Origin of the sequence: Streptantibioticus parmotrematis, from assembly GCF_019890615.1 — a bacterium.
GTDB classification, from domain to species: Bacteria; Actinomycetota; Actinomycetes; order Streptomycetales; family Streptomycetaceae; genus Streptantibioticus_D; species Streptantibioticus_D parmotrematis.
In genome coordinates, this window is record NZ_JAINVZ010000019.1 from 88,023 (window position 1) to 111,325 (window position 23,303).

A 23,303-nucleotide genomic window follows, 5' to 3' on the forward strand; every position below is an offset into this window, starting at 1 on the left:
ACCTCAGCTCGCCGGGAACGCCCCCGGATGGGTCTGGTCGCGCACCGCCGTGAACTGCTGGCGCACCGCGGAGCCCGCCGCCAGGTCGTCGCCCGGTTCGCTCACCCGGCTGCCGGACAGCACCGCGGACTCCCAGTGCGGAGGGTCCTGCGGCGAGACCGACCCCTGCTGCGCGCCGAGCGCCCAGGCCGCCTGCCGTGCCGCGCCCAGCGCCGCGTAGTCCGCCGGGGGCGGGACCACCACCGGCGTCCCGAACAGCGCGGGCGCCAGCGCCTGGACGGCGGGCAGCTCGCCCGCCTGGCCCAGCAGGAAGACCCGGCGCACCGGGACGCCCCGGCCGCGCAGCACGTCCAGCGCGTCCGCCAGCCCGCACAGCATGCCCTCGAACGCCGCCCTCGCCAGGTGTTCCGGCTTCATGCTCTCCCGGCGCAGGCCCGCCAACGTGCCCGCTGTGTGCGGCAGTTGGGGAACGCGTTCACCCTCCAGGTACGGCAGCAGCACCAGGCCGTACGCGCCGGGCGTGGAGCGCAACGCGAGGTCGGACAGGCCCGCGAGGTCGGTGCCCAGCAGGTCCGCGGTGCCGCGCAGCACGCGGACCGCGTTGCGGGTCTGGACGACGGGCAGGTGGCGTCCGGTGGCGTCGGCGAAGGCGGTGATGGCGCCGGTCGGATCGGTCAGCGGCGCGTCGTGCACCGCGAACACCGTGCCGGCCGCGCCCAGCGCCACGACCGCGTCGCCGGGCGCCAGGCCCAGGCCGAGCGCGGCGGCCATGTTGTCGCCGGTGCCGGCCGAGATCAGCAGGCCCTCCGGGGTCTGCCCGGCGGGGTCGGCCGGGCCCAGCACCTCGGGCAGCCGCACCCGGTGGCCCAGTGCCAGTTCCACCAGGTCCATCCGGTACCCGCCGGTCGCCGCCGACCAGTAGCCGGTGCCGGAGGCGTCGCCGCGGTCGGTGGTGCGGCGGGCGGGCCGTCCGAGCAGTTGCCACACCAGCCAGTCGTGCGGCGAGAGCACCTCGGCGGCACGCTGCGCGGAGGTCGGTTCGTGCTGGGCCAGCCAGCGCAGCTTGGCGACCGGGTACGGGGCCTGCGGCACGCAGCCGACCGCCTCGGCCCAGCCCGCGGGCCCGCCCAGGGCCTCGGTCAGGTCGGCGGCGGCGACCTGCGCCCGCTTGTCGTTCCACAGCAGCGCGGGGCGGACCAGCACCCCGCCCGCGTCCAGCGCGATCAGGCCGTGCTGCTGTCCGGACACCCCGATGGCCTGTACGCCTTCGAGCAGGCCGTCCTTGGCCGCCTCGCCCAGCGACAGCAGCCACGCCTGCGGGTCGGTCTCGCTGCGCGGGAGGGACTCGTCGACCGGATGCGGCGCGTAGGCCTGCCTGAGCACGGCGCCGGTGTCCGTGTCGCAGACGACGACGGTGGTGCCTTCGGTAGAACTGTCCAGTCCGGCGACTATCCCCATGGGCCGATCATGCCGTACGAATGCGCCCGGCGGCGCCCGCGGTCCCGGTTACCGCCGGTCCACGGGCGCCGCCGGGCGGGCGGCCGGGCCACTCAGGTGTTGCTGGTGCCCCACTCGTCCTGCGCGGGGCCGGAACGCTCGCGCAGGTAGGGGACGCGGTCGGTGACCGAGTCCGGCAGCCGCTCGCCCGCCTTGTCGGCCAGCGACCCCGCGGCCTTGCGGGCGAACGCGCGGCCGTTGGTGCTCGCGGACTCCACGGTGTTGCGCACCGCGGGGTTCTGCGCGAACCGCTGGGCGGTCTTGCGGAGCTGCTCGTACCGGTCACGACCGGCCCGAGCGCCGAGCACGTACCCCACGGCGGCCCCGGAAATGAACGTCAGCCGGTAGCGCATGGCTCCACCTTCCCTCTCGTCCTCAGGCTCTTCGCGCCTACCCCTCGTAGCGGGGTGACAACCCCGGCGATACGAGTTGGCGGAGCACCCCCCCACTTGCGCTAATGTATGTGGCGCAGCGAGCGCGCGCCGTCCGGGAGCCCCGGGCGTGGGTGCATTCGAGGCACCGAGGCGATCCCCTGTAGCTCAATTGGCAGAGCAGCCGGCTGTTAACCGGCAGGTTACTGGTTCGAGTCCAGTCGGGGGAGCTTCGATCCCCTGTAGCTCAATTGGCAGAGCAGCCGGCTGTTAACCGGCAGGTTACTGGTTCGAGTCCAGTCGGGGGAGCGCGACCGACGAACACCAGCGGACGAGACGGACCCCAGGACCCTCCGGGGTCCTTTTTGATGTTGGTCCGCCCGGCCGGGAACCGTCCCGCGCCCGGTGAAGTCCTTACGGATGTGCGTGTGGGACCCGTGAGGGCGACAGATCGTATGAGCGGCTATGCTGCGGCAGACGATGTGCACGACACACCGTACGGGGCGGTAGCTCAGCCGGTTAGAGCAGCGGACTCATAATCCGTCGGTCGTGGGTTCGAGTCCCACCCGCCCCACCGGAGCGCGACAGTGCAGAACCGTTTCTAGCAGCGAGGAAGCGGCGGACCAAGCACCGACCCGGTTGGGCGTGTGTCGCGCGAGACGGTCTGTCGGACGCCGTTGAACGGTGGTGCGGGCGGTCCTTCGAACCCCGGCCGACGGCTGTCCGGGTGAATCCGTCCGCCGAAGGCAGCGAAGTTCCCGGAGCGCCCCCTACGGGGATGCCGGCGTCTTCGCGCGCACGACGAGGGTGCCGATGTGGCCCGCTTCCGGGGCGTCGAGGACGTTCGCCGAGATGTCGATGAAGCCTGCCTCCGTCAGGAAGTCGCACCAGCGGCTCGGGGTGTAGCTGTAGCGGTAGGTGTACATCGCCCGGCCCGTGAACCCGCCCTTGTACATGCCCTGCGGACCGTAGGCGCCCGGGATGGCCGGGGGCTGCGAGAAGACCAGGACACCGCCGGGGTTGAGCCGCCGGGCGACGAGCGGGAAGAGCCTCTCGGGGGCGGTGAACCAGGCTGCTCCGAAGACGGAGTAGACGGCGTCGTACGTGGCCGTGGTGGTCGCGAGGTGGTCGAGGACCTCGGCGCAGATGAACTGGACGCCCAGCGGCCCCCAGCGCTTGGTGATCCTTTCCACCATCACGGGCGACAGGTCGACGCCGGTGGCCCGCACCCCCTGCCGCGCGAAGTGGGCGAGCGCACGGCCGGTGCCGCAGCCGATCTCCAGCACGCTGCGGGGGTCCCCCAGCAGTTGGGGGCCCGGGTCGTTCGGGTGGTCGTGGTACTGGGTCCAGCGAAAGACAGGTTCCTCGACTTCCACGCATTCCCTGATGGACGCCGACTCGGCGTAGGCGTCCCAGAGTTGGCGCTCGTGGTCGTGGTTGTGGGGCGCGGTCAACGGAGTCGGCCTCCTCGTTGGTGGGGGTGCGGGCAGCGGAGAGGCTCCGCCGGTCGCGCCGGGCGGAGCCCCACCGTAGAGCTTTCCGTGCGCCCTAGTGGCTGTCCGGGACCTTGTTGTCGCACGGCGAGCACTCGGCGCCGTCCCGGGCCCACAGTTCCTCGTCGGGTCGGAACCCGACGGAGCGCAGGAAGTCAGCCGTGTCGAGGACGATGCCGTCCCGGCGTCGCTGGATGAACGGCGCGTGGTGCTTGTAGGCGCCCCTGTTGTACGTGTCGCAGAACGCGAAGTAGACCGGGGTGTCGAGGATGATCTGGTGCACGCCCAAGTCGACGACCTTGCCCACCCCGAGGTGTGCCTCGGGGTGTTCCATGGACGCCACCAGGTACATCACCGCGTTGCCGAGAATGCGTTCCGCGAGGTCACGGACCATGACCTCGTCCCGCAGCAGGAGGGCGACCTCGCGGTCCCAGATCGTCATGCCGCTGTCGAAGACGTTGACGCTGAGGTTCCTGATGCGCGGCTGGACTCCGTTGAGCAGAACACGCGGGTCACGTGTCCGTGTGTGGACAGCTGTGTTCATCGAACGCCTTTCCAGTCGTAGTGCTTCCGGGTGCGGGAGGGCCGTCCTGGCCGGCGTGTGAAGGGCCGACGTCTTCGGGCCGGAACGCCTCGATGAGGGCGCGGCCGTTGGCGGCGACGACGCAGGCGCGGCAGGCGTGGACGCCACGGCCGGGGCCGGAGTCGCCATGGACGAGGGCGATCTGCACGGGGTCGGTGGCGAGGTGGAAGGGAGTGCCGTGGCGTTCGCCGTACCAGCAGGGGACGGGGGTGTGGTCATGGTCGGTCTCCGGTCACCTGGGTGCGGTGCGGTCCAGCTCGCGTCGGCACGTGTCGTGCTGCCGCTGGGCGGGGAGGTTCACGCGGTGATCGGTGCGCCGTTGAGCTGGGCGCGGTGGATCGACGATGCGCCGGGGCGCCGCTGTTCGCCGAGAGTCGTCTCGACCCAGGCGCCCAGCAGCAGCACGCGGCGGGTGAGCAGGCCGCAGGCTGCCGGGTTGCGGGAGAGCCGGTCCCAGTCCGGCACGAGGACGACGCGTTCAACGGCTGTTCCGGCGGCGTGGATCGCGTTGAGCATCGTGTCGAACGCGGGACGCCGGTCGTCGCTGAGGGCGTCGTCGCCGACGTCGAGCCAACGCCCGCCCCCGGCCCAGCCTTTGGCCTCCAAGTACGCGGTGCAGGCGTCCATGCGGGCGTTCAGCATGCCGGTGGCGGTGGTGGCGTGACGGTCGTAGAGGTACGCGACGGTGGCGGCTGTCATGGTGGGCTCCAGCGTGATCGGGCGGGGCGGCACCGACCGCACACGAGGGGCTGGCTGGACGGCGCCGTGAGGCACATCGATCACGCTAAGTACGCGACCGCTCGCCGCCCAGGGGCGGTCGGTCCCACTTTGAAGCCGGGCTGGGGCACGCCGTCCTAGTTCAGCCCCAAGCGGTCGGCGAGTCCGATGACCGGTGCGTCGCGGTGGCGGGCGCGGGCGCGCAAGTCCTCGACCAGCCTTCGGGACGTCGAGTGGTACCGCATCCACTCCGGGGCGTCGGCCTCCGCCGTCAGCAACGCCCGTTGCGCGGCGGTGTCGTTGCCGAGGTCGCTGTACGCCAACGCCCGGTCGACGTGGAACCGCGCCCGCCACGTCGGCGGAAGCGACCCCACGTCGGGGACCGCCCGCGCCGCCCTGACCGCCTCGTCGCTCTCCTCCATCTCGACCAGGAAGTTCACTCGCGCGATCCCGGCGTTCGTCGGCCCGAACGGAGTCGCGTACACCAGCAGGTCCTGGCCGATCGACGCGGCGGCGCCGGACGCCAGGTTCAGCAACTCCCTTACGTCCGCCCGCTTGTCCTGTCGTACCGCGGCCGTCGCGCCCCGCAGGAGCAGCACTCCCCACAACGCCAGGTCGGCCGGCGCTGAGCGGAACGTCGGCTCGATCCGCTCGGCTCGGGCGAGCGCCACCCGCTCGGCGTCACCTAGACGTCCCTGCTTGGTGAAGACCCACGAGAGGGTCGAAGCGGCCAGCGTCTCCAGGCCTGGATCGTCGCAACCACGGATCGCGGTGAGGGAGCGCTCGATGGCCGTGAACGCCGCGTCCTCCTTCCCGAGCGCCGTCAAGGTCGTGGCGGCGACCTGGTAGGCCACGGCCAGAACGGAGTTGGCCGCGGCGGCGGACGAGCCCGTGTTCGCGTGCACGGCGGCCCGTGCGTCCCGGATGAGTTGGGGCAGCAGTGCGCCGATCTCCGCCATCCGCCCTTCCCGGCGGATGGCCTCCGTCGACCGCAGTGCCTCCTGCAACTCGGCGATACTCGGCGGCTCTTCGGGATCGCCGTCGCCGCCCAGCAGGTCCGCCACCGGTGAGACCGCTCGACGCAGCGCCAGCACCGACGGCAGGTCGTCGCTCCCGAGCGGGTGGGTCTCGAAGGTGGTGGGCTGCCCGACGAGGTGACTCGGCTCGGTGTCCAGGGCCCTAGCGAGGGCGTTGATGGTCGTCAACCGGGCGGTTCTGCGCCGCCCTTGCTCCAGTTTGCGGACGACGTCGACGGACAGGCCGGCGGCTTCGGCCAGCCCCTCCTGTGTCAGACCGCGACGACGCCTCAGCTCCGCGATGCGATCGCCCATGCCTGTCTCGAATGCCGCGCCCATGCGCACCCCCCGGTCAGAGGACTCGTTTCCCACGGTACGCGGAACGCGGCCGGAGGGGACGCGGGAAGCGTTCCCGGCACACGAAAGCGGCAAGGGCGAAGAGCGGTCACGGAGGCTCACGGTCCATGCGGGAAGCCGGCGTTACGATTCGGAACGCGTGCCCCACCTCGGTGTGGGAGCACCTTCTCGACGGTGCCCACCACCGCCTCACTTTCGCGGGTTACACCAACTACTTCCTGTGGCAGCAGCATCCGCGGCTGGGGGACCGGCTGCGGACCAAGGTGGAATCCGGCTGCCGCGTGCGGTTCCTTCTCGGGGACCCGGAATCCGAGGTCACCCGGCGACGTGAGGAAGCCGAGGGCGTGCCGCTCACGGTGTCCACGCGCATCCGCATCACGCTCGACGCGCTCGACCGGGTGGACCGGGCCGCTGGAACGCCGTCTGGTCGCGGACGTCAGGACTTCGAGTAGGGCAAGGCGTCGATCACGGCTGCGATGGCGGGCTCGGCGGCGCGGTCGCGGTGGTGGGCTGCCATGAGGTCGACGTGCCACTCGGGCATATCGCTCACACCGAGCTCGACCAGGGTGCGCTGAGCGAGGTCGCGTTCGACGGTGGCGCGGGTGAGTACGGCGACGGCCTGCCCGGAGCGCGCGAGATCGGCCGCGGTTTCCGCGGAGCTGATGCGGTAGAGCTGGTGCGCCGGGATGGGGGCGTCCAGGAGCCGTTCCTGGAAGAGGGCCGCTCCGCTGCCCCAGAGGTTCACCGCGATGGGGTGGCCACTCAGTTGGGTGATGGTGCAGGGCTGTTGCGCGAGGGGGTGGTCCGGGCGGCAGACAGCGATGACCGGCTCGCTGCGGAACTTCTTCAGTCGCACCTCGTGGGCGTGCGGGACCGGCAGTGTGATGGCGATGTCGGTCGTCCCCTCGGCGACTCGCTGAACCGCGTTCCGGCTGTGTTGGTCGTCGACCACGACGGCGTACCTGAGCGGCTGGAGGGCGCCGATGACGAACGGAACGGCCAGCGGGGCATAGCTGGCGTGGGTGGTCAGGTGCAGGGTCCCCTGGGTGTCGTCCTCCCCGGCGACGGTCAGGGCGTGCGTCGCCAGAGCCAGGCATCGCTCCGCGTGGGGCAGGAGCCGTTGCCCCGCGGGGGTCAGTGACACTCCTCGGCTCGACCGGTGGACCAGCGGCTGACCGACGAGCCGTTCCAGCCGGCGCAGTCGCTCGCTGATGGACGGCTGTGTGACCCTCAGCTCGCGTGCCGCGGCTGACAGTGAGCCGACGGAGGCAGCGGTGACGAAGACGCGCAGATCAGCGAGCTCCAATGCCATAGGCACACCCTATGGCCAGCTGCCTCGGATCAAGGGGTTCTGCGGGGTGTGCGGCACCCATAGCGTGCCCGTGCAAGTGATTTCCCCTTGGTCTGAGGAGTCTTTCCGGTGCGCGAAACCCACGAAGCGACTGTCGAACTCACCCTCGCGGCTGCGGGCGATCTCGCCGGCGTAGTCGAAATTCAGAACTTCACGGCCGCGACCTCACATGCCCGGTTCGCCACCCAGCCGTCCAGTGTGGAGCAGCAGCGTGACTGGTTTGCGCAGTTCGCGAAGACAGGTCCGTATCGGATGCTCGTCGCCCGCCGTGGTGACCAGGTCCTCGGTTATGCGTGCAGCCAGCGCTATCGCGATCAGGAAGCCTTCCGGGAAACGGTAGAGGTGAGCATCGGGCTCCGCGAGGGCAGTAGGGGACAGGGGATCGGGACCGCCCTTTACCGCGCGCTCTTCGGCCTGCTGGCCGACGAACCGGTTCACGTCGCCCTCGCCGGAATCGCCCTGCCGAACGACGCGTCGGTGGCATTGCACCGCAAGTTCGGCTTCGCCGGGATCGGGACTTTCCACGAGTATGCGGTGAAGAACGGCCGGTACGTGAGCTCCTTGTGGATGGAGCGCTTGCGGCCCGCTTCGTTTCCGGAGCCGGAACAACCCGGTCCGGTGTCGTGATCGGAACCGGACCGGAGTGCTGGGACGGCCAGGAAATGTTGTCGTTTTCATCATCCCGCGTGGGATGTCGCAGAGCGGCACGGGCTTCGCGCCAGGCCGAGAGCAAGTCGGGGAGCTGTCGGAGGAGGGCGGCTGCGCGGGTGATCGAGAGACCCAGGAAGCCGAAGACCGCCAGGACACCACTGGTTGCGACGTGATCCCGGATGGCGTATGGGGAGGCGGAGGGCGGTCACGGTGGCTGCGGTCGCCCGGTGTCCCAGTCGTGTCGGTATGTACGTGTTTCGACCTGCGAGCCCGGAACGCCCCCGGCATCATGGGAAGCGAGGGCGCGGAACAGCGGCCTGATTCGACTCCCTGCGGGGAGACCGCCTACGTGGAACGGGACGGTCCATGAGCGAGCAGCAGACCCCCGGCGCATCCGGACCCGTCGCGCGGACCCTGGGCGAGGAGGAGTGCCTGCGGCTGATCGCGCCCGGCGGCATCGGGCGGGTCGCCTACAGCGGGCGCTACGACCTCACCGTCCTGCCGGTCAACTTCCGCCTCTACGAAGGCGACATCGTGTTCCGCACCGAAGAGGGCAGCACGATGGACGAGGACCTGCGCAGCGGCATCCCCGACGCCGCGTACGAGGTGGCCTTCCAGGTGGACGACTTCGACGCCGACACCGAGCAGGGCTGGAGCGTGCTGGTCCACGGGCCCGCCTACCACGTCGTGGACGAGCAGGAACGCGACGCGCTGTCCGGGGCGGGCGTGCGCCCGTGGGCTCCCGGTGAACGCCGGCTGTTCTTCCGCATCAAGCCCCACCGTGTCTCCGGCCGCTGGGTACGCGGCGGGGGCGGCGGGGGCGGCGACGAGTGAATTCGGTCGGCTGAATTCCCTGTTCCGGATTCCTGGATCTTTTTCGGGCTGCCTTGTCGGTGACCTTCGTGGGACGGTCTTCGCCGGGTGGTTTCTGATCTTCGCGGCGTGGTTTCCGGCCGTTCGGGAAATGACGCATTCCGGGCGGGCGTACGTCCCGTGGGGTGTGGATCCGACGATTCCGGCGGCTCCTACCTGCGCATACGGGGCCCACCTGCGCTGTTCTCGCGTCGTTCGGGAAACGTACCGACGGGCCTTGTCCTATGCCTCGGGCCGCTGCTAGCCTTCCGGGGATTTCGTGGATATTCCGTGTTCATTCGGTAATGCGTGCCTCTGGTGACGCATTACCTTGATCGGCCGTCCCGGGGGTTCGCGTCATGCGTCATGGCGGTTTCGCGGCACGTCGCACATTCCCGCGCCTATGACAGCGCGAGCGGCGGAAACGGTCACGGTCGGCGCTCCGGGAACACGGGACTTCCGGCTCTACTGGAGTGCCGACGCCGTCGACCGGCTCGGCACGCAGATGTCCCAGATCGCGTTACCGCTGCTCCTGCTGGACGCGGGCGGCTCCGCGGCGCGGGCCGGGCTGATGGCCACGCTCGCGGGGGCCGGTGGCGTGGCGGCCGGACCGGTCGCGGCGGCGCTGGCGGACGGGCGGTGGCGGGGGCCGATGATGCGGTGGTCCTCGCTGGCCGCCGCGACCGCGATGGGGTGGGCGACCCTCACCGTGCTCGGCCACCGGATCTGCCTGCCGTGCCTGGTCGGCGCCCTGCTGGTGGAACGGGTCGCCGCGTCCTGCTTCGAGGCGGCCGCCGCGGGCAGCGTGGCGCGGCTCGTACCGCCCGAGTGGTACCCGCGGGCGGTGGCCCGCCTCCAGGGGGGTGAGCAGGGCGGCGCGATCGCCGGTCCGGCGCTGGCCGGGCTGCTGCTGCGGCAGGCCAGGGCCCTGCCGTTCCTCGCCGACACGGTCTCGTACCTGGCCGCCGCGTTCCTCGTACGGGCGATCCGCACCGATCTGGCGCCGCCCGCCGCCTCGGACGCCGCGACCGTTCCGGGGCAGCGGTTCGGGCGCCGGACGGTCGCGGGCGTCGGCTTCGTGCGCACCAGCCCGTTCCTGCGCTTCCTGCTGGTCTGGTCGTGCGGCGTCAACGCCCTGCTGGCGCTGCTGAGTTACACCACCGTCTTCGTTGTCCACGCCGCGCACGGCAGCGCGTCGGTCGGGCTCGTGCTGGGCGCGGCGGCCGGGGCCGGGCTGCTCGGCTCGCTGCTCGCACCGGTGGCGGTGCGCCGGGTGCGCGGGGGCGTGCTGGTGGTCGCGCTGTCCTGGCTGACCGTGCCGGCCGCGGCCGGGCTCGCGCTCGCCGGTCCCGCCTGGGTCTGCGGCGCGCTGCTCGGCCTCGTCGCGCTGCTGGTCCCGTCCGTCGCCGTGGTGTTGCACGCCCGGGCGGTACGCGTCGTCCCGCAGCACCTCCAGGCGCGGGTCGCGACGGTGGCCGGGACCGCGACGGCGGCGGTGGCCATGGCGGCGCCCGCGCTGGCCGGGGCGCTGACGGACACCGTGGGCCCGGCCACCGTCGACCTCGCCTGCGCCGCCGGTCTCGCCCTGCTGGCGCTGTACGCGGCGACGGGCCCGGCCGCCCGCCTCGACGCCCCGGCCACCCCGGTCGAGGCGGCCCCCGACGACCCGAGCGCCCTGGAGCGAGGATGACCGCCGCCCGCCCCGCTGTCCGCACGACGGAAGCGACCCGCCCCGCCCCCGCCCGCGACTTCCAGGTCTTCCGCCCCGCCCTCCCGCAGGCCGCCCGCCGCGCACCGCACCGGATGGTCTTCACCGGCGACGCGGACGGCCGTTGCGAGGTCTTCACCTGGGACAGCCGCGCCGCCGCCGCACGCCAGGTGACGAGCCGTCCGCACGGCACCTTGCGCTGCGCGGTCGGCGCCGACGGCACGGTGTGGTGGTTCGACGAGGACAGCGACGGCCGGGGCCGCTGGATGCTCCAGGACTTCGGCGGCGGCCCCGACACCCCGGCGCTGGCGGGCCTGCCCGCCGGACACCCGCGCGGTCTCGCGATCAGCGACTCCGGCACCGCCGCGATCGGCCTGGCCGAGGGGCCGGGGCTTGCTGAAGAAGGGGGTCCTGCCGAAGGCCGGGCTCCCGCAGAAGGGCCCGGCCTCGCCGTCCACCTCGGCCCGCCCGGCGGACGCGTGGAGCACGTGGTCCGCACCGGATATCCCGCCACGCTCGTCGACATCGCCCCGAACGGCGCCCTGCTGGCGGTCACCGGCGGGTCCGGGAGCGCGCACGCGGCCGTGCTGCTGCGGCCCGACGGGCACGTCGTCGCCGCGCTGCCGGGGTGCGACGAGGCGCTGTGGCCGCTGGGCTTCCGCACCGCGCCAGGCACCACGTCAGGTGCCGGCGCCCCGCCAGGCACTCCAGGCCCCGCCCCCGCCCCCGAACTGCTCCTCGTCGTCCGCTCCGGTGACGGCTACCGGCTGGCCACCTGGACCCCGGAGCGGGGACTGCGCCGGCACGCGTGGTGCGCGTTCGACACCGAGATGACCGCTCGCTGGTACCCGGGCCGCCGCCAGGCGCTCGTACGCCGCAACCGCGGCGGACGCAGCGAGCTGTACCGCGCCGACCTCGACCGGGCTGTCCTGGAGCCGCTGCGCGTACCGCCGGGCGCGGTGCTCGACGCGGTGCCGCGCGAGGACGGCGACGTGCACTACCTGTGGACCGACGCCCTCACGCCGCCCGTCGCGGTGTCGTCGCGCGGCACGCCGCTGCCGCAGCCGATGGCCGACCCGCCCCGGGTGCCCGGGCGCGCCCTGGAGGTGTGGACGCCGGGTCCCGACGGTGACGCCCACACCCTGCTCACCGTTCCCGAAGGCGCGCGGGCGCCGTACCCCACCGTCTTCCTGGTGCACGGCGGCCCGGGCGAGCACGACCGCGACGCCTACGACCCGGCCGTGCACTCGCTGGTCGCCTCGGGGCTCGCCGTCGCCCGCGTCAACTACCGCGGTTCCACCGGCTACGGGCCGCGGTGGCGGGACGCCTGGCGCGAAGGGGTCGGCCTCACCCAGGTCGCCGACCTCGCCGCGGCCCGCGACCACCTGGTGCGCGACGGCCTCGCCGACCCCGGCGCCACCGGCCTGTGGGGCACGTCCTGGGGCGGCTACCTCGTGCTGCTGGCGCTCGGCACCCGGCCGGAGCTGTGGCAGGCGGGGGTGGCCGTCAAACCGGTGGCCGACTACCCGATGGCGCACCGCGACGGCACCCCCCGGCTGCGCGCCCTCGACGAGCGGCTGTTCGGCGGCACCCCGCTCCAGGCCCCGGAGCGCTGGGCGCGTTCGTCCCCGGTGACCTACGCCGCGCGGGTCCGCGCACCGCTGCTGGTGGTCGCCGCGCGCCGGGACGCCAAGTGCCCGCCCGCGCAGGTCGAGTCGTACCTCGCCGCGCTGCGCGGCCACGGCGTCCCGTACGAGTCGATGTGGCTGGGCACCGGCCACGACGGCCTGGACGGCCGGGACCACCTGAAGGTCCTGCGCCACTCCCTGGTCTTCCTGTCCCGGCACCTGAACGGTCCCGGGCCCGGAAGGAACGACCCCAACCGAACCGCGACCACAAGGAGTTGACCGTCATGCAGAAGGACATCATCGACAACGACCCGCTCGTCGAGGCCGACGAGTCGAGAAGCGTCGGCGTGATCGTGGGCGTCCGCATCCCGTTCCGCGAGGCGGAGACCACCGAAGAGCAGATCTGACGCATCGTCACCAATGGTCCCGCCGGACGCGCGTGCTCCCGCGCGCGTCCGGCGGCACCGGTGACCCCGACCGCCCCACACAGCACGAGCACAGCACGAGCACAGGACAAGCAACAGGACAGGCACAGGACAGCGAAGGAAGCAGAGGCAAGCCGTGCGCGTACTCCTGGTCAACATGCCGTGGTCGCCCGTCGACCTGCCGTCGCTCGCGCTCGGCATCCTGAAACGGGCCGTCAACGAGCGGGTGCCCGGCGCCGAGGCGGAGGTGCTGCACGCCAACCTGGAGTACGTCGACTGGCTCACCGCCGCCGACCCCGGCTTCGGGTACGCGGACTACGACTACTACGCGCTGTCCTCGTACTTCCTCGGCTGCGGCGACTGGGTCTTCTCCTCCGCCCTCTACGACGACCCCGAGTGGCGGGTGGCCGAGTTCAGCGCGGCCATGGGCGCGAAGATCGGCGAGGAGCGGCTGGAGACCTCCCTGCGCCTGCACGCCGAGGCGCCGCGCTTCGTGGCCCGCGTCGTCGACCAGATCATCCAACGGCAGCCGGACGTCGTCGGGTTCAGCTCCACGTTCCAGCAGAACACCGCCGCCCTCGCCGCCGCCCGCCACCTCAAACGGCTCGCCCCGCACATCGTCACGGTGATGGGCGGCGCCAACTGCGACGGCGAACAGGGCGCCGCCGCGCACCGCAACTTCCCGTTCGTGGACTACGTGGTGCGCGGCGAGGGCGAGGCGTCCTTCCCCGCGCTGGTGACCGCGTTGCGCGACGGGACCGGCACCGACGCCATCCCCGGGGTGTGCCGCCGCGACGGCGAGCGGTCGGTGGCGAACCCGATGGCCACCGCGCCGCTGCCGCCCGCCGCGATCCTGCCGCCCGACTACTCCGGCTACTTCGAGCGCCTCGCCGCGTCCACCGCGCGCTCCTGGGTCGAACCCAAGCTGGTGGTCGAGGGCGCCCGCGGCTGCTGGTGGGGCGAGAAGCACCACTGCACCTTCTGCGGGCTCAACGGCTCGTTCATGGAGTTCCGCAGCAAGAGCCCGGACACCTTCCACGACGAGATCATCGACCTGGTCCGCGAACACCGGGTCCTCGACATGTACCTGGTCGACAACATCCTCGACATGGGCTACCTCACCAGCGTGCTGCCCCGGATCATCGACAGCGGCTACGACCTGCGCATGCACGTCGAGATCAAGGCCAACCTCAAGAGCGCCCAGCTGCGCACCCTCGCCGACGCGGGCCTGGTCTTCGTCCAGCCGGGCATCGAGAGCCTGGGCGACCGCGTGCTCGACCTGATGGACAAGGGCGTCAGCGGATGCCAGAACATCCGCATGCTGCGCGACGGCCAGGCCGCCGGTCTCTCGGTCTTCTGGAACTACCTGCACGGCTTCCCCGGCGAACAGGACACCGACTACGACCCGGTGATCGCCCAACTCCCCGCGCTGGAACACCTCGACCCCCCGGTCGACCAGTCCGCGCGGATCGCCATCGAACGCTTCAGCCCCTACTTCACCCGCCCCGAACTCGGCTTCTCCGAGCTGCGCCCGGCCCTGCCGTACCGCGTCACCTACGACCTGCCGGAGTCCGAACTGCTTGACCTGGCCTACGTCTTCGACGTCCCGCCGCGCGGCATCGGCGAGGCGACCACCGCCCGGCTCAACGCGGCCCTGCGCGTCTGGCAGGAGGGGCACCCCGGCAGCAGGCTCACCCACGTCGACCTCGGCGACCGCATCGTGCTGGCCAGCAGGCGCCGCGCGTTCGCCTGGCGCGCGCACGAGATCACCGACCCGGTCGAGCTCGCCGCGTTCCGGCTGCTGGACCAGCCGCACACCCTCGCCGCCCTCACCCGCAAACTCGCCGCCCGGGTGGACGGCGAGGCACCCGACGCCTCCGCGGTGCTGGGAATCCTCGACCGCTGGCTGGACCTGGGCCTGCTCTTCACCGACGCGGGCTCCTACATCCACCTCGCCCCGCGCTCGGTCAACGACGACCTGCTCAGGCTGGGATTCCTGCGGGCCCTGGACGCGGACGGCGCGCCGGTGGCCGCGACCGGGGACGAGCCGCAAGCGACGGCGGAACGCGCCCCGGTGACGGTCTGACCCCTTCGCCCCGCCCCCGCGCATCCCCAACTGCCGCCGACGACAGGAGACTTCCGCCGTGACCACCGCCGCCCACGCCACCGCCGCCCATGCCGACGCCTCCTGCGCGCGCGTCCTCGCCTGGCGGGACTACGACCCGGCCGTCCGCACGCTGGACGGGATGTGCCTGGGCACCGTCGAGGTGGACGGCGAACCCGCCGAGGCCGCACGGCGGTTGTGGGACGCGGGCGCGCGCCGGGTGGAGCTGCCCGGGACGGTGGACCTGGCCGGCCCCCGTGATCCGGTCGCCACCGTGTGGGCGCTGTGCCTGGTGCGCGACCTGACCGCGCTCGGCGTCGTCGTGGACTGGCGGCTGAGGCTCGCCCCGGGCACCGACTGGCGCACCCTGTCCCACCTCCAGCCGCCGCGCGCCACGACCGGCACCCCGGACGACACCGAGGTCCCCGGCCGGTGGCGGCACGGCTACTACCTGGGCAAGTGCCTGTGGCGGCGCGGCCCCGGCTTCGTCCAGATCCGCGACCGGCGCTGGGGCGCGCTGCACCGCTTCACCGTCGACGAGCCCGAGTACCAGGAGGCGATCGCCCTGCTGTCCTGCGGCGCCCCGCGCTCGGCCGTGCCGCCCGCCGTCCTGGCCGACCTGGAGCAGGAGCGCCTCGTCGGCTCGGTCGGCGGGCAGGCGTGGTTCCTGCCCTACCGGGTGCGGCGCTGGGCCAAGGGCGCCATCACCCTGTGACCCGGGCGCCCGCTCAGCAGCGGGTGTCGGGGCCCGACTGTCCCGTGAGGTGGTTCGACACGATCCAGCCCGCGGTGTCCGACCCGGCGATCCGCACGTAGTACCACTTGTTGCCGTAGGCGTTGTCGACGTAGCAGTGGTACCAGAGCTTGGTCTTGGCGGTCTTGATCTGCGTGACGTGCGAGCAGTCCCCGTACGGTCCGGAGAACAGGTTGTAGTTGCCGCCGGAGGTGTAGCCGTACGTGCCGGGGTTCGGGTCCTGGTGGGTCCAGCCGCCGCAGCCCGTGGACGCGGTGCTCGGGGACGGCGCGGAGGTCACCGGGGGCGCGCCGCCGCCCGCGGTGGACGAGGGCGCGGGGCCGCCGGAGGCACCGGGCCCGCCCGGCGTCTGCGAGGCGGCACCGGAGGCCCCGGCGCCGGACGGCGCGGACGAGGCCGAGGGGCCGGCCGAGGTCATGCCGTGGACCGGCTTGCCCATGCTGGGCGAACCGTCGGCGACGGGCAGGCTGATGGCGGGCAGCGCCGCCGGGCCCGAGCCACCCGTGCCGTCGCCCGCCGAGCCGTGCGTGCCCACGAGCGCGTACGCCACGCCGCCGCCCGCGATCACCACGGCCGCCGCCGCGGCGGCGACGACGGTCCTGCGGGCCCGCCGGTCCGCGCCGGGCGACGACTTCCGCCCGGCGTCCGCACCACCTCGGGCGGCGGCGGGACGCGGGACGGTGGTCTCCAGGCCGCCGGGGGTGTACCCGGCCCGCCCGGACGGCTGCGCGGGGAGCCCGGCGGGTGCCGCGTACCCGCCCGGCGCGGGCGGTGCCGGTGGCGTCCGCGCGGGAGGCGGCCCGAAGGCGCCCGCCGGGGCGGGGGCGGGGGAAGAGTACTGCGACAGGTCCATCGTGTCGCCTGCGGCCACCGCCTCCAGCAGCTCACGTGCCCGCTCGGCGTCCGGCCGGTCCTGCGGCTCCTTCGCCATCAGCGCCCGCAGCACCGGTGTCAGCGCCCCGGCCCGCCGGGGCTCCGGCAGCGGATCGCTCACGATGGCGGTGAGCGTGGAGAGCACCGAGGGACGGCGGAACGGCGAGGCGCCCTCCACGGCCGCGTACAGCGTCATGCCCAGCGACCAGATGTCGGAGGCGGGGCCCGGCTCGTGGCCCTGGGCGCGCTCCGGGGGCAAGTAGTCGAGCGAGCCCACGAGTTCACCGCTGCGGGTCAGCTTGGAGACCGCCTCCTCGCCGCCCGCCTCCACGCTGGCGATGCCGAAGTCGGTGAGCACGACCCGGCCGCCGCGCTCCAGCAGCACGTTGCCCGGCTTGACGTCGCGGTGCAGCACACCGGCGCGGTGCGCCGCGGCGAGCGCGTCCATCAACCGGGCGCCGATCCCGGCCGCCTCCCGCGGGTCCAGCGTGCCGCGTTCGGCCAGCACGTCGTCGAGCGAGGGACCGTCGACCAGTTCCATCACGATGACCGGGAGGCCCTGGTCCTCGATCACGTCGTGCACGGTGACGACACCCGCGTGCCGGATGCGCGCGGCGGCCTGCGCCTCGCGCCGCATCCGCTCGCACAGGTCGGCCAGTTCGTGCGGGGAGGCGTCGGTGTACGCGCGCAGGATCTTGACCGCCACCTCGCGGCCCAGCACCTCGTCCACCGCCCGGCCGACGACTCCCATGCCGCCGCGGCCCAGCGTCCGCGTCACCCGGTAGCGCCCGCCCAGCACCCTGCCGGCCGGCTCGCCGCCGAACCCGTCCCCCTCGGTCACCCGCGCGCTCCGTTCCTCGAAATCCCTGGAATCCTCGGTCCCCATGACCGGCGGGGTACAGCGTAGGGGGTCCCGCTACGGGCGTGTCGCGCCCCGTACCACCAGGTCGTCCAGCAGCCGCGCGGTCGCCTCGGCGATCTCCTCGACGGCCCGGTCGAACACCTCCCGGTTGTGCGCGGCGGGCGCCCGGAAACCGGACACCTTGCGCACGTACTGGAGCGCCGCCGCCCGGATGTCGGCCTCCCCCACGGCCTCGGTCACCGGCGGCCTGAGTGTCTTGATGCTGCGGCACATGCCTCCAGTGTGCCGCGTGCCGGAGCCCGGCGCGGCGGACGGCCGCGCCGGGCTCCCGTGATCCGGCGGCCGTCAGCCCAGCAGCACCGGCAGTTCGCGGTGGCCGTTGGAGATGAACGAGCTGACCGGGCGCAGCTCGCTCTCCGGGACCGCCAGCCGGGCGTGCGGGAAGCGCTCGAAGAGGGCGGGCAGCGCGATCGACGCCTCCAGCCGGGCCAGCGGCGCGCCCAGGCAGAAGTGCACGCCGTGACCGAAGGCCAGGTGCTCCTTGTCGACGCGGGTCACGTCGAAGTCGGCGGCGTCGGCGCCGTGCCGGGCGGTGTCGTGCCCGGCGGCCTGGTAGCCGGCGAGGATCGGCTCGCCCTTGCCGATGGTCACGCCGTCCAGCTCGATGTCCTCGACCGCGTAGCGCAACGGCAGATGGGCGACCGGGGCGCGGTGGCGCAGCGACTCCTCGATCACGTCGTCCCAGCCCACCGCGCCGGAGCGGACCAGTTCCCGCTGGTCGGGGTGGGTCAGCACGGCGTGCACGGCGTTGTCGATGAGGTTGACCGTGGTCTCGTGGCCCGCGCTGATGACCAGCAGCAGGGTGTCGACCAGTTCCTGCTCCGACAGCTTCGTGCCGCCGTCCTCCTCGCGGGTGGCGATCAGCAGGCTGGTCATGTCGTCGGCGGGCTCGCGCCGCTTGACGGCGACCAGTTCGGTCAGCAGGGCGTGGATCGCGTGGTACGTCGCGAGCGCCTCCTCCGGGGTGCTGGAGGTGGCGAAGACGCCGTCCACGGCGGTGCGCAGCGGCTCGCGCAGCCTTTCGGGCACGCCGAACAGCTCGCAGATGACCTGGATCGGGATCGGGTACGCGTACCCCTCACGCAGGTCGACGGCCGTGCCCTCGGGGGTCCGCGCGAGTCCGTCCAGCAGGTCCTGGGCGATCCGCTCGATCCTCGGGCGCAGCGCGGCGGTGCGACGGGCGGTGAAGGCGGGCGCCACCAGCTTGCGCAGTCTGCGGTGGTCGTCGCCGTACGCGGTGAACATGTTGGTCACCGCCACCCACGTGAACAGCTGCCAGTCCTGCGGGATCTCACCGGCTGTGAACGCCGGCCAGTGCTGCTTGGGGTCCTTGGAGACCCGGGGATCGGTCAGCAGCCGCTTGAGCAGTTCGGCGTCGCCTACCGACCACGCCACCACCTGGCCAGGAAGTTCCACCCGCGTCGCCGGCCCGCGCCCGGCGATCCGCCGGGCCTCGCCGGGGATGTCGGTGCCTGCGGGGTCGATGACGTAAGGGGCGAGCTCGGTCGTGCCTGACTGCTGGTCCATGGGACGTCTCCGGGGGTCTCGGGGGATGCGGGAGATGCGGTGGGCGGTTCCTTCGGCAGCGCGGTACGCGGGGTGGTGGTACGGGGGGCGGCCTCCGGCACCGGGACCTCCGCGGGCAGCGGCACCCGCAGCCCGGTCACCGGCGGGAAGCGCACCGGCAACGCGGCCAGCGCCCGGTGGAAGGGCCCCGGCCGCCAGGTCAACTCATCGGCCGGGACGGCGAGTTCGAGGTCGGGCAGCCGGTCCAGCAGCCGCTCCAGCGCCACCGAGGCGATGATGCGCGCCTCGCGCTGCGCCGGGCAGCCGTGCGGTCCCGCGCTCCACGCCAGGTGGGCCCGGTTGCCGGAGCGCCGGTCGGTGGCGAGCGCCGGGTCGGTGGTGGCGGCCGCGAAGCTCACCACCACCGGGACACCCTCGCGCAGCGGCACACCGTCCAGCTCGACGTCGTGGAACGCGTAGTGGACGCCGTAGTTGGCCATCGGCGGGTCGGTCCACAGCACCTCGTCGAGCGCGTCCTCGACCGGCAGGCTGCCGACGCCCAGGTCGCCCGCGAAGCGGCCGTCGGACAGCAGCAGCCGCAGGCCGTTGGCGATCAGGTTCTGCTGCGGCTCGGTGCTCGCGCCCATCAGCACGACCAGCTGGTGGATCATCTCCTCGTCGGTCAGCCGCGCCTCGTGCGCCAGCAGCCGCGAGACCATGTCGCCGCCCGGCCGCCGCCGCTTGAGCGCGATCAGCTCGCTCAGCGCCTCGGTGATCAGCGCGTCGCACTTCTCCGCGTCGACGCCGTCGAAGATCCCGCGCATACCGGTGTAGAGCCGGTCGCCGAGGTCGGCGGGGCAGCCGAACATCTGGCCCAGGACCCGCAACGGCAGGTGCTTGGCGTAGTCGTCCAGCAGGTCCGCCTCGCCGACCGGGCCGAAGGCGTCGATCAGCGCGTCGGCGCTGTGCTCGACGTAGCCGCGCAGCGCGTCGGGGTCCACCGCGCGCAGGCAGTCGTCGATCGCCCCGCGCAGCCTGCGGTGCGCGTCGCCCTCGGAGAACAGCGCGTTGGGCCGGTACGCCATCATCGGCACGACCGGGTTGTCGGGCGCCACGGTGCCCTCGGCCAGCGCGCGCCAGCGCCGGGCGTCCTTGCCGAACGTCTCGGTGCCGCGCAGCACTTGCAGCGCCGCCGCGTAGGAGGTGACGAGCATCGCGTCGACGTCCGGCGCCAGACGCACCGGCGCGGCGGGCCCGTACGCGCGCAGTCGCGCGTAGACCGCGCCGGGATCGGCGGCGAACTCCGGCCCGTACAAGGGCGTCGCGCTCGCGGGGGAGTGCGCAGGGCAACCGGGCGGGGGCGTGCCGGGGCGCGGGTCGTCCGGGGATGCGGGGTGGGTCACGCGGGCTCCTGGCCTTCGCGGGCGGACAGGTACTGGACGAGCGAGATGAGGGCTTCGGTCGACGAGCGCGGGTCGCGGGCGTCGCAGGTCACCAACGGGGTCTCGGGCAGCAGGTCGAGCGCCTCGCGCAGCTCCTCCTCGGCGAACTCCGGCGCGTCGTCGAAGCGGTTGACGGCCACCGCGTACGGCAGTCCGTACTCCTCCAGCAGGCCCATCACGTCGAAGGAGTGCTCCAGGCGCCGGGTGTCGGCGAGGACCAGCGCGCCGAGCGCGCCGCGGGTCATGTCCTCCCACAGCCGGGTGAAGCGCTGCTGGCCGGGGGCGCCGAACAGGTAGAGCACCAGGTGGTCGTTGAGGGTGAGGCGGCCGAAGTCCAGGGCGACGGTCGTCGTGGTCTTGTCCGGCACCCCCCGCAGGTCGTCGGTGAGCGCGCCCGCCTGCGTCATCGTCTCCTCGGTGCGCAGCGGCCTGATCTCGGAGAGGGTGCCGACGAACGTGGTCTTGCCCACCGCGAAGTGACCCACCACCAGGAGCTTGACGGCCGTGCTGACCGTCGCGGGCAGGTAGACGTCGTCACAGGCGAGCGCGGAGCCCATCAAGGACCTCCTGGAGGATCCGGGGTTCGGTGGGTCGGGCGGACGGGACAGGAGAACGGGTGAGGATCAGGCCGTCGTCGGCGAGATCCCCCAGCAGCACCTTGGTGACGCTCACCGGGATGCCCAGGTGCCCGGCCACCTCGGCGACCGACAGCGCGCCGCCCCGGCACAGCCGCAGCACGCGGTCCTTCTCCGGGCTCAGGGCGCCCGGTTCGGCGCCGGTGGCGATCACCAGCGTCACCAGGTCGAAGGTGTCGCGGGTCGGATGGGCGCGGCCTTCCGTGATCACGTACGGCCGCACCAGCCCCCGCCTGCCGGGCCGCGGCGCGGTCATCCGGCGGTGCCCGCGCCCTGCCGCGGCGGGCTGGTCAGCGCCTTGCCGAGGCGGTCCACCAGCTTGTGCATGCGGAACGTCACCGCTTCCATGTCCACCTCGGCGGCGGCGGACACCGCGAGGTAGGCGCCGGGGCCCGCGGCGACCAGGAAGACGAAGCCGTCGGCGAACTCGATCAGGGTCTGCCGCCACACGGTGTCCGGGCGGTCGCAGAACTCCGCCGTGCTGCGGCTGATGGACTGCAGACCCGACAGAGCGGCGGCCTGACGCTCCGCCTCGTCCCTGCCGATGCCCTGGGAGTGGGCGCGCAGCATGCCGTCGGCGGACAGCAGGATCGCGTGCCGGGCGCCGGGCACGGCCAGCGCGTCGTCCAGCATCCAGTCCAGGCGGTCGTCGGTCATGTCGCGGGGTTCCCTTCGTGGTCCGGGCGTGAGCCGGCGGACGGCGTCCCGGCGGCGGGGGGCCGGCGGACGGTCAGCGTTTCCTCGTCGGCGGGCGGTTCAGCGGCGGGCGCGGGCGGCGCGGCGGGCTCCGGCCGGGCGGCGGGGGCCGGTTCTCCCGCGGCGCGGCCCGAGCGGGTGCCGCGGGCGAACGCGCCGATCATCGCGGCGGCCTGCTCCGGCGAGCGGCCCGCGGACTCCTGCGCCGGGGCGGCGGGCGCGGCGGCCACCGGGGCGGCGTGCGCGCCCAGTTGCCTGCGGCGGCGCCGGGGCAGCCCGTTGGCGGTGGTCGCCAGGGCGGTCGGCGGGGTCACGGCCGGCGCGGCGTCGGCGGCCGGGGCGGGCGCGGGGGCCGCGGGCGCCGGGCGGGCGGCGGACCGCACGGGGGTGGCGCTCTGCGCGGGGGCGGGCTCCTCGTCGACCCGGGTGAGCAGCTCACCCGGCAGGAACAGCACCGCCCGCACCCCGCCGTACGGCGACTGGGTGTCGACCGAGACGCGGAAGCCGTACCGCGCCGCGAGCGCGCCGATGACCGCGAAGCCGAACTGCGGGGGGTCGCCGAGGTCGGCGATCTCCACCTGCCGGTGTCCCGACAGCAGTTCCCCGGCCCGGCGCACCTCCTGGTCCAGCAGTCCGACGCCCGCGTCGTCGATGACGATCGCGGCGCCGTTGTGCGCGGGCTGGATGCCGACCTGCACGGTGGTGTTGGGCTGCGAGTGCCGTGCCGCGTTGTCCAGCAGCTCGGCGACGGCGAGCACCACGGGTTCCACGGCGCGGCTGATCACGCCGGAGCCGACCTGCGAGTGTGCCTCGACGCGGCGGTAGTCGCGGATGCGGGAGGTGGCGCCGCGCACCACGTCCAGCAGGGTGGAGGCGGCCCGCTGGCGGCCCGGCCACGATCCGCACAGCACGGCGATGGCCTGGGCGCGGCGGCCGAACTGGGCGTTGGTGTGGTCGATCTCCAGCAGGTCCTGGAGCACGGCCGGGTCGTCGTGCCGGTCCTGCATCGCCGAGATCGACAGCTGCTGTTCGTTGGCCAGGCCCTGCAGTGCCCGCATCGACGCCTTCAGCGCGTTGCGCGCGGTGCGGTCGGCGCGGGCCCGGGTGGTCTCCACGGAGGTGGTGAACGACCGGATCACCGCGGCCAGGCTCAGCGCGTAACCGGAACCGACCAGCGAGGGCGGCACCGGGACGTTCGCGGCGGCGGCGGGGCCGCCGTCCAGCAGGGCGGGCAGCCGCACCTCGGCCAGGTCCCGCAGGGCCTCGTCGCGGTCGCGGGCCAGGCCCTCCAGCTCGGTGATCCGGCGGCGCAGTCGTACGACCGCCAGCCGCTCGCGGACCAGCAGGACGACCACCACCAGGGCGACCGCCGCCAGGCACCACAGCCACGCCTGGAGTGTGTCTCGTGTCATCAGATCCTCGGGACGGGACGCGTGCGGGGACGGTGGCGTACCACGCGCGTCGGTCGTCGGGTCGGTGGCTCGTTCACGTGTCCGGGCGGGAGCCTACGGGGCCCGGCGACCGGAACGCGACCGGGGGTGATCGCCAACTGCCCGGTCGGGTGCGGGATTTGGCCGGTATCGCGGCAGATCGGCGGGCTGATCACCACAGCGAAGTGCCTGGTCGCGTTCCGTGACGATCGTCACGCGGCACGATCGTCACGCGGCGCCTCGGGTCCCCTGACGGCCGGCGGCTGTACGCCTCCGGCCCCGCGTCCGTACC

The 23,303-nt window shown here is 73.3% G+C and carries 23 protein-coding genes and 3 tRNA genes; 11 read left to right on the top strand and 15 right to left on the bottom strand.

The window, feature by feature from the left end:
* Positions 1-3 precede the first annotated feature (3 nt).
* Both K7472_RS23990 and K7472_RS23995 read right to left on the bottom strand, forming a co-directional pair.
* Entirely contained in the window at positions 4-1,458 is a 1,455-nt protein-coding gene (locus K7472_RS23990) for an FGGY family carbohydrate kinase (protein ID WP_222980621.1), read from the bottom strand.
* A gap of 92 nt (positions 1,459-1,550) precedes the next feature.
* Positions 1,551-1,850, bottom strand: coding sequence for a YtxH domain-containing protein (locus K7472_RS23995; protein WP_222980622.1), 300 nt, complete (start codon positions 1,848-1,850; stop codon positions 1,551-1,553).
* Between the two features lie 175 nt (positions 1,851-2,025).
* On the opposite strand from K7472_RS23995, the gene K7472_RS24000 reads away from it, so the two are divergent.
* The 3 genes from K7472_RS24000 (at position 2,026) to K7472_RS24010 (ending at position 2,442) form a co-directional block, all read left to right on the top strand.
* Positions 2,026-2,098, top strand: a tRNA-Asn gene (locus K7472_RS24000).
* A 6-nt stretch (positions 2,099-2,104) separates the two neighbouring features.
* Positions 2,105-2,177 (top strand) — tRNA-Asn (locus K7472_RS24005).
* Positions 2,178-2,368: 191 nt separating this feature from the next.
* Positions 2,369-2,442, top strand: a tRNA-Ile gene (locus tag K7472_RS24010).
* Between the two features lie 196 nt (positions 2,443-2,638).
* On the opposite strand, the gene K7472_RS24015 is transcribed toward K7472_RS24010, so the two are convergent.
* From K7472_RS24015 to K7472_RS24030, 4 genes are all read right to left on the bottom strand, one after another.
* The gene (locus K7472_RS24015) at positions 2,639-3,322 is read right to left on the bottom strand and encodes a class I SAM-dependent methyltransferase (RefSeq protein WP_222980623.1); all 684 of its coding nucleotides are present in this window, start codon (positions 3,320-3,322) and stop codon (positions 2,639-2,641) included.
* A 94-nt stretch (positions 3,323-3,416) separates the two neighbouring features.
* Positions 3,417-3,905 (bottom strand): hypothetical protein, encoded by a 489-nt coding sequence (locus K7472_RS24020; protein WP_222980624.1) that lies wholly within the window; start codon positions 3,903-3,905, stop codon positions 3,417-3,419.
* Positions 3,906-4,241: 336 nt separating this feature from the next.
* Positions 4,242-4,643 carry a recombinase family protein gene (locus K7472_RS24025; RefSeq protein WP_222980625.1) on the bottom strand — a complete coding sequence of 134 codons (402 nt, stop codon included), beginning with the start codon at positions 4,641-4,643 and terminating at the stop codon, positions 4,242-4,244.
* Positions 4,644-4,798: 155 nt separating this feature from the next.
* The gene (locus K7472_RS24030; protein ID WP_252396131.1) at positions 4,799-5,992 is read right to left on the bottom strand and encodes a helix-turn-helix domain-containing protein; all 1,194 of its coding nucleotides are present in this window, start codon (positions 5,990-5,992) and stop codon (positions 4,799-4,801) included.
* Positions 5,993-6,141: 149 nt separating this feature from the next.
* Here K7472_RS24030 and K7472_RS24035 point away from each other — a divergent pair, with 149 nt between their 5' ends.
* Positions 6,142-6,486, top strand: coding sequence for a DUF5919 domain-containing protein (locus K7472_RS24035; RefSeq protein WP_222980627.1), 345 nt, complete (start codon positions 6,142-6,144; stop codon positions 6,484-6,486).
* Here the strand turns inward: K7472_RS24035 and K7472_RS24040 are convergent.
* Positions 6,471-7,346, bottom strand: a complete 876-nt coding sequence (locus K7472_RS24040) for a LysR family transcriptional regulator (protein WP_222980628.1) — start codon at positions 7,344-7,346, stop codon at positions 6,471-6,473. The genes K7472_RS24035 and K7472_RS24040 overlap by 16 nt on opposite strands.
* 108 nt (positions 7,347-7,454) lie before the next feature.
* Here K7472_RS24040 and K7472_RS24045 point away from each other — a divergent pair, with 108 nt between their 5' ends.
* The 7 genes from K7472_RS24045 (at position 7,455) to K7472_RS24070 (ending at position 15,468) form a co-directional block, all read left to right on the top strand.
* The gene (locus K7472_RS24045) at positions 7,455-8,012 is read left to right on the top strand and encodes a GNAT family N-acetyltransferase (RefSeq protein ID WP_222980629.1); all 558 of its coding nucleotides are present in this window, start codon (positions 7,455-7,457) and stop codon (positions 8,010-8,012) included.
* A 390-nt stretch (positions 8,013-8,402) separates the two neighbouring features.
* On the top strand, positions 8,403-8,870 hold the full coding sequence (locus K7472_RS24050; protein WP_222980630.1) for a pyridoxamine 5'-phosphate oxidase family protein: 468 nt from the start codon (positions 8,403-8,405) through the stop codon (positions 8,868-8,870).
* 421 nt (positions 8,871-9,291) lie between these two features.
* Complete coding sequence (locus K7472_RS24055) at positions 9,292-10,578, top strand: MFS transporter (RefSeq protein WP_222980631.1); 1,287 nt, start codon at positions 9,292-9,294, stop codon at positions 10,576-10,578.
* On the top strand, positions 10,575-12,503 hold the full coding sequence (locus K7472_RS24060) for an alpha/beta hydrolase family protein (protein ID WP_222980632.1): 1,929 nt from the start codon (positions 10,575-10,577) through the stop codon (positions 12,501-12,503). The genes K7472_RS24055 and K7472_RS24060 overlap by 4 nt, the downstream gene beginning before the upstream one ends.
* Before the next feature lie 5 nt (positions 12,504-12,508).
* Positions 12,509-12,631, top strand: coding sequence for a hypothetical protein (locus K7472_RS33270; protein WP_275124616.1), 123 nt, complete (start codon positions 12,509-12,511; stop codon positions 12,629-12,631).
* A 154-nt stretch (positions 12,632-12,785) separates the two neighbouring features.
* A complete protein-coding gene (locus tag K7472_RS24065) occupies positions 12,786-14,735 on the top strand; it encodes a RiPP maturation radical SAM C-methyltransferase (RefSeq protein WP_222980633.1) in 1,950 nt (649 codons plus the stop codon).
* Positions 14,736-14,793: 58 nt separating this feature from the next.
* Complete coding sequence (locus K7472_RS24070; RefSeq protein ID WP_308014057.1) at positions 14,794-15,468, top strand: DUF5825 family protein; 675 nt, start codon at positions 14,794-14,796, stop codon at positions 15,466-15,468.
* 13 nt (positions 15,469-15,481) lie between these two features.
* On the opposite strand, the gene K7472_RS24075 is transcribed toward K7472_RS24070, so the two are convergent.
* The 8 genes from K7472_RS24075 to K7472_RS24110 all read right to left on the bottom strand — a co-directional run bounded on the left by K7472_RS24075 (position 15,482) and on the right by K7472_RS24110 (position 22,993).
* Positions 15,482-17,266, bottom strand: coding sequence for a serine/threonine-protein kinase (locus tag K7472_RS24075; RefSeq protein WP_222980634.1), 1,785 nt, complete (start codon positions 17,264-17,266; stop codon positions 15,482-15,484).
* Between the two features lie 30 nt (positions 17,267-17,296).
* Positions 17,297-17,515 carry a DUF2277 domain-containing protein gene (locus tag K7472_RS24080; RefSeq protein ID WP_222980635.1) on the bottom strand — a complete coding sequence of 73 codons (219 nt, stop codon included), beginning with the start codon at positions 17,513-17,515 and terminating at the stop codon, positions 17,297-17,299.
* 72 nt (positions 17,516-17,587) lie between these two features.
* The gene (locus K7472_RS24085) at positions 17,588-18,700 is read right to left on the bottom strand and encodes a cytochrome P450 family protein (protein ID WP_308014063.1); all 1,113 of its coding nucleotides are present in this window, start codon (positions 18,698-18,700) and stop codon (positions 17,588-17,590) included.
* Positions 18,682-20,211, bottom strand: a complete 1,530-nt coding sequence (locus K7472_RS24090) for a cytochrome P450 (RefSeq protein ID WP_308014058.1) — start codon at positions 20,209-20,211, stop codon at positions 18,682-18,684. Before K7472_RS24090 ends, K7472_RS24085 begins: the two co-directional genes overlap by 19 nt.
* Entirely contained in the window at positions 20,208-20,807 is a 600-nt protein-coding gene (locus K7472_RS24095; RefSeq protein WP_222980637.1) for a GTP-binding protein, read from the bottom strand. Before K7472_RS24095 ends, K7472_RS24090 begins: the two co-directional genes overlap by 4 nt.
* A complete protein-coding gene (locus K7472_RS24100) occupies positions 20,785-21,141 on the bottom strand; it encodes a DUF742 domain-containing protein (RefSeq protein WP_222980638.1) in 357 nt (118 codons plus the stop codon). Before K7472_RS24100 ends, K7472_RS24095 begins: the two co-directional genes overlap by 23 nt.
* The gene (locus K7472_RS24105; protein WP_109450180.1) at positions 21,138-21,542 is read right to left on the bottom strand and encodes a roadblock/LC7 domain-containing protein; all 405 of its coding nucleotides are present in this window, start codon (positions 21,540-21,542) and stop codon (positions 21,138-21,140) included. The genes K7472_RS24100 and K7472_RS24105 overlap by 4 nt, the downstream gene beginning before the upstream one ends.
* The gene (locus K7472_RS24110) at positions 21,539-22,993 is read right to left on the bottom strand and encodes an ATP-binding protein (protein ID WP_252396132.1); all 1,455 of its coding nucleotides are present in this window, start codon (positions 22,991-22,993) and stop codon (positions 21,539-21,541) included. The genes K7472_RS24105 and K7472_RS24110 overlap by 4 nt, the downstream gene beginning before the upstream one ends.
* Positions 22,994-23,303 lie beyond the last annotated feature (310 nt).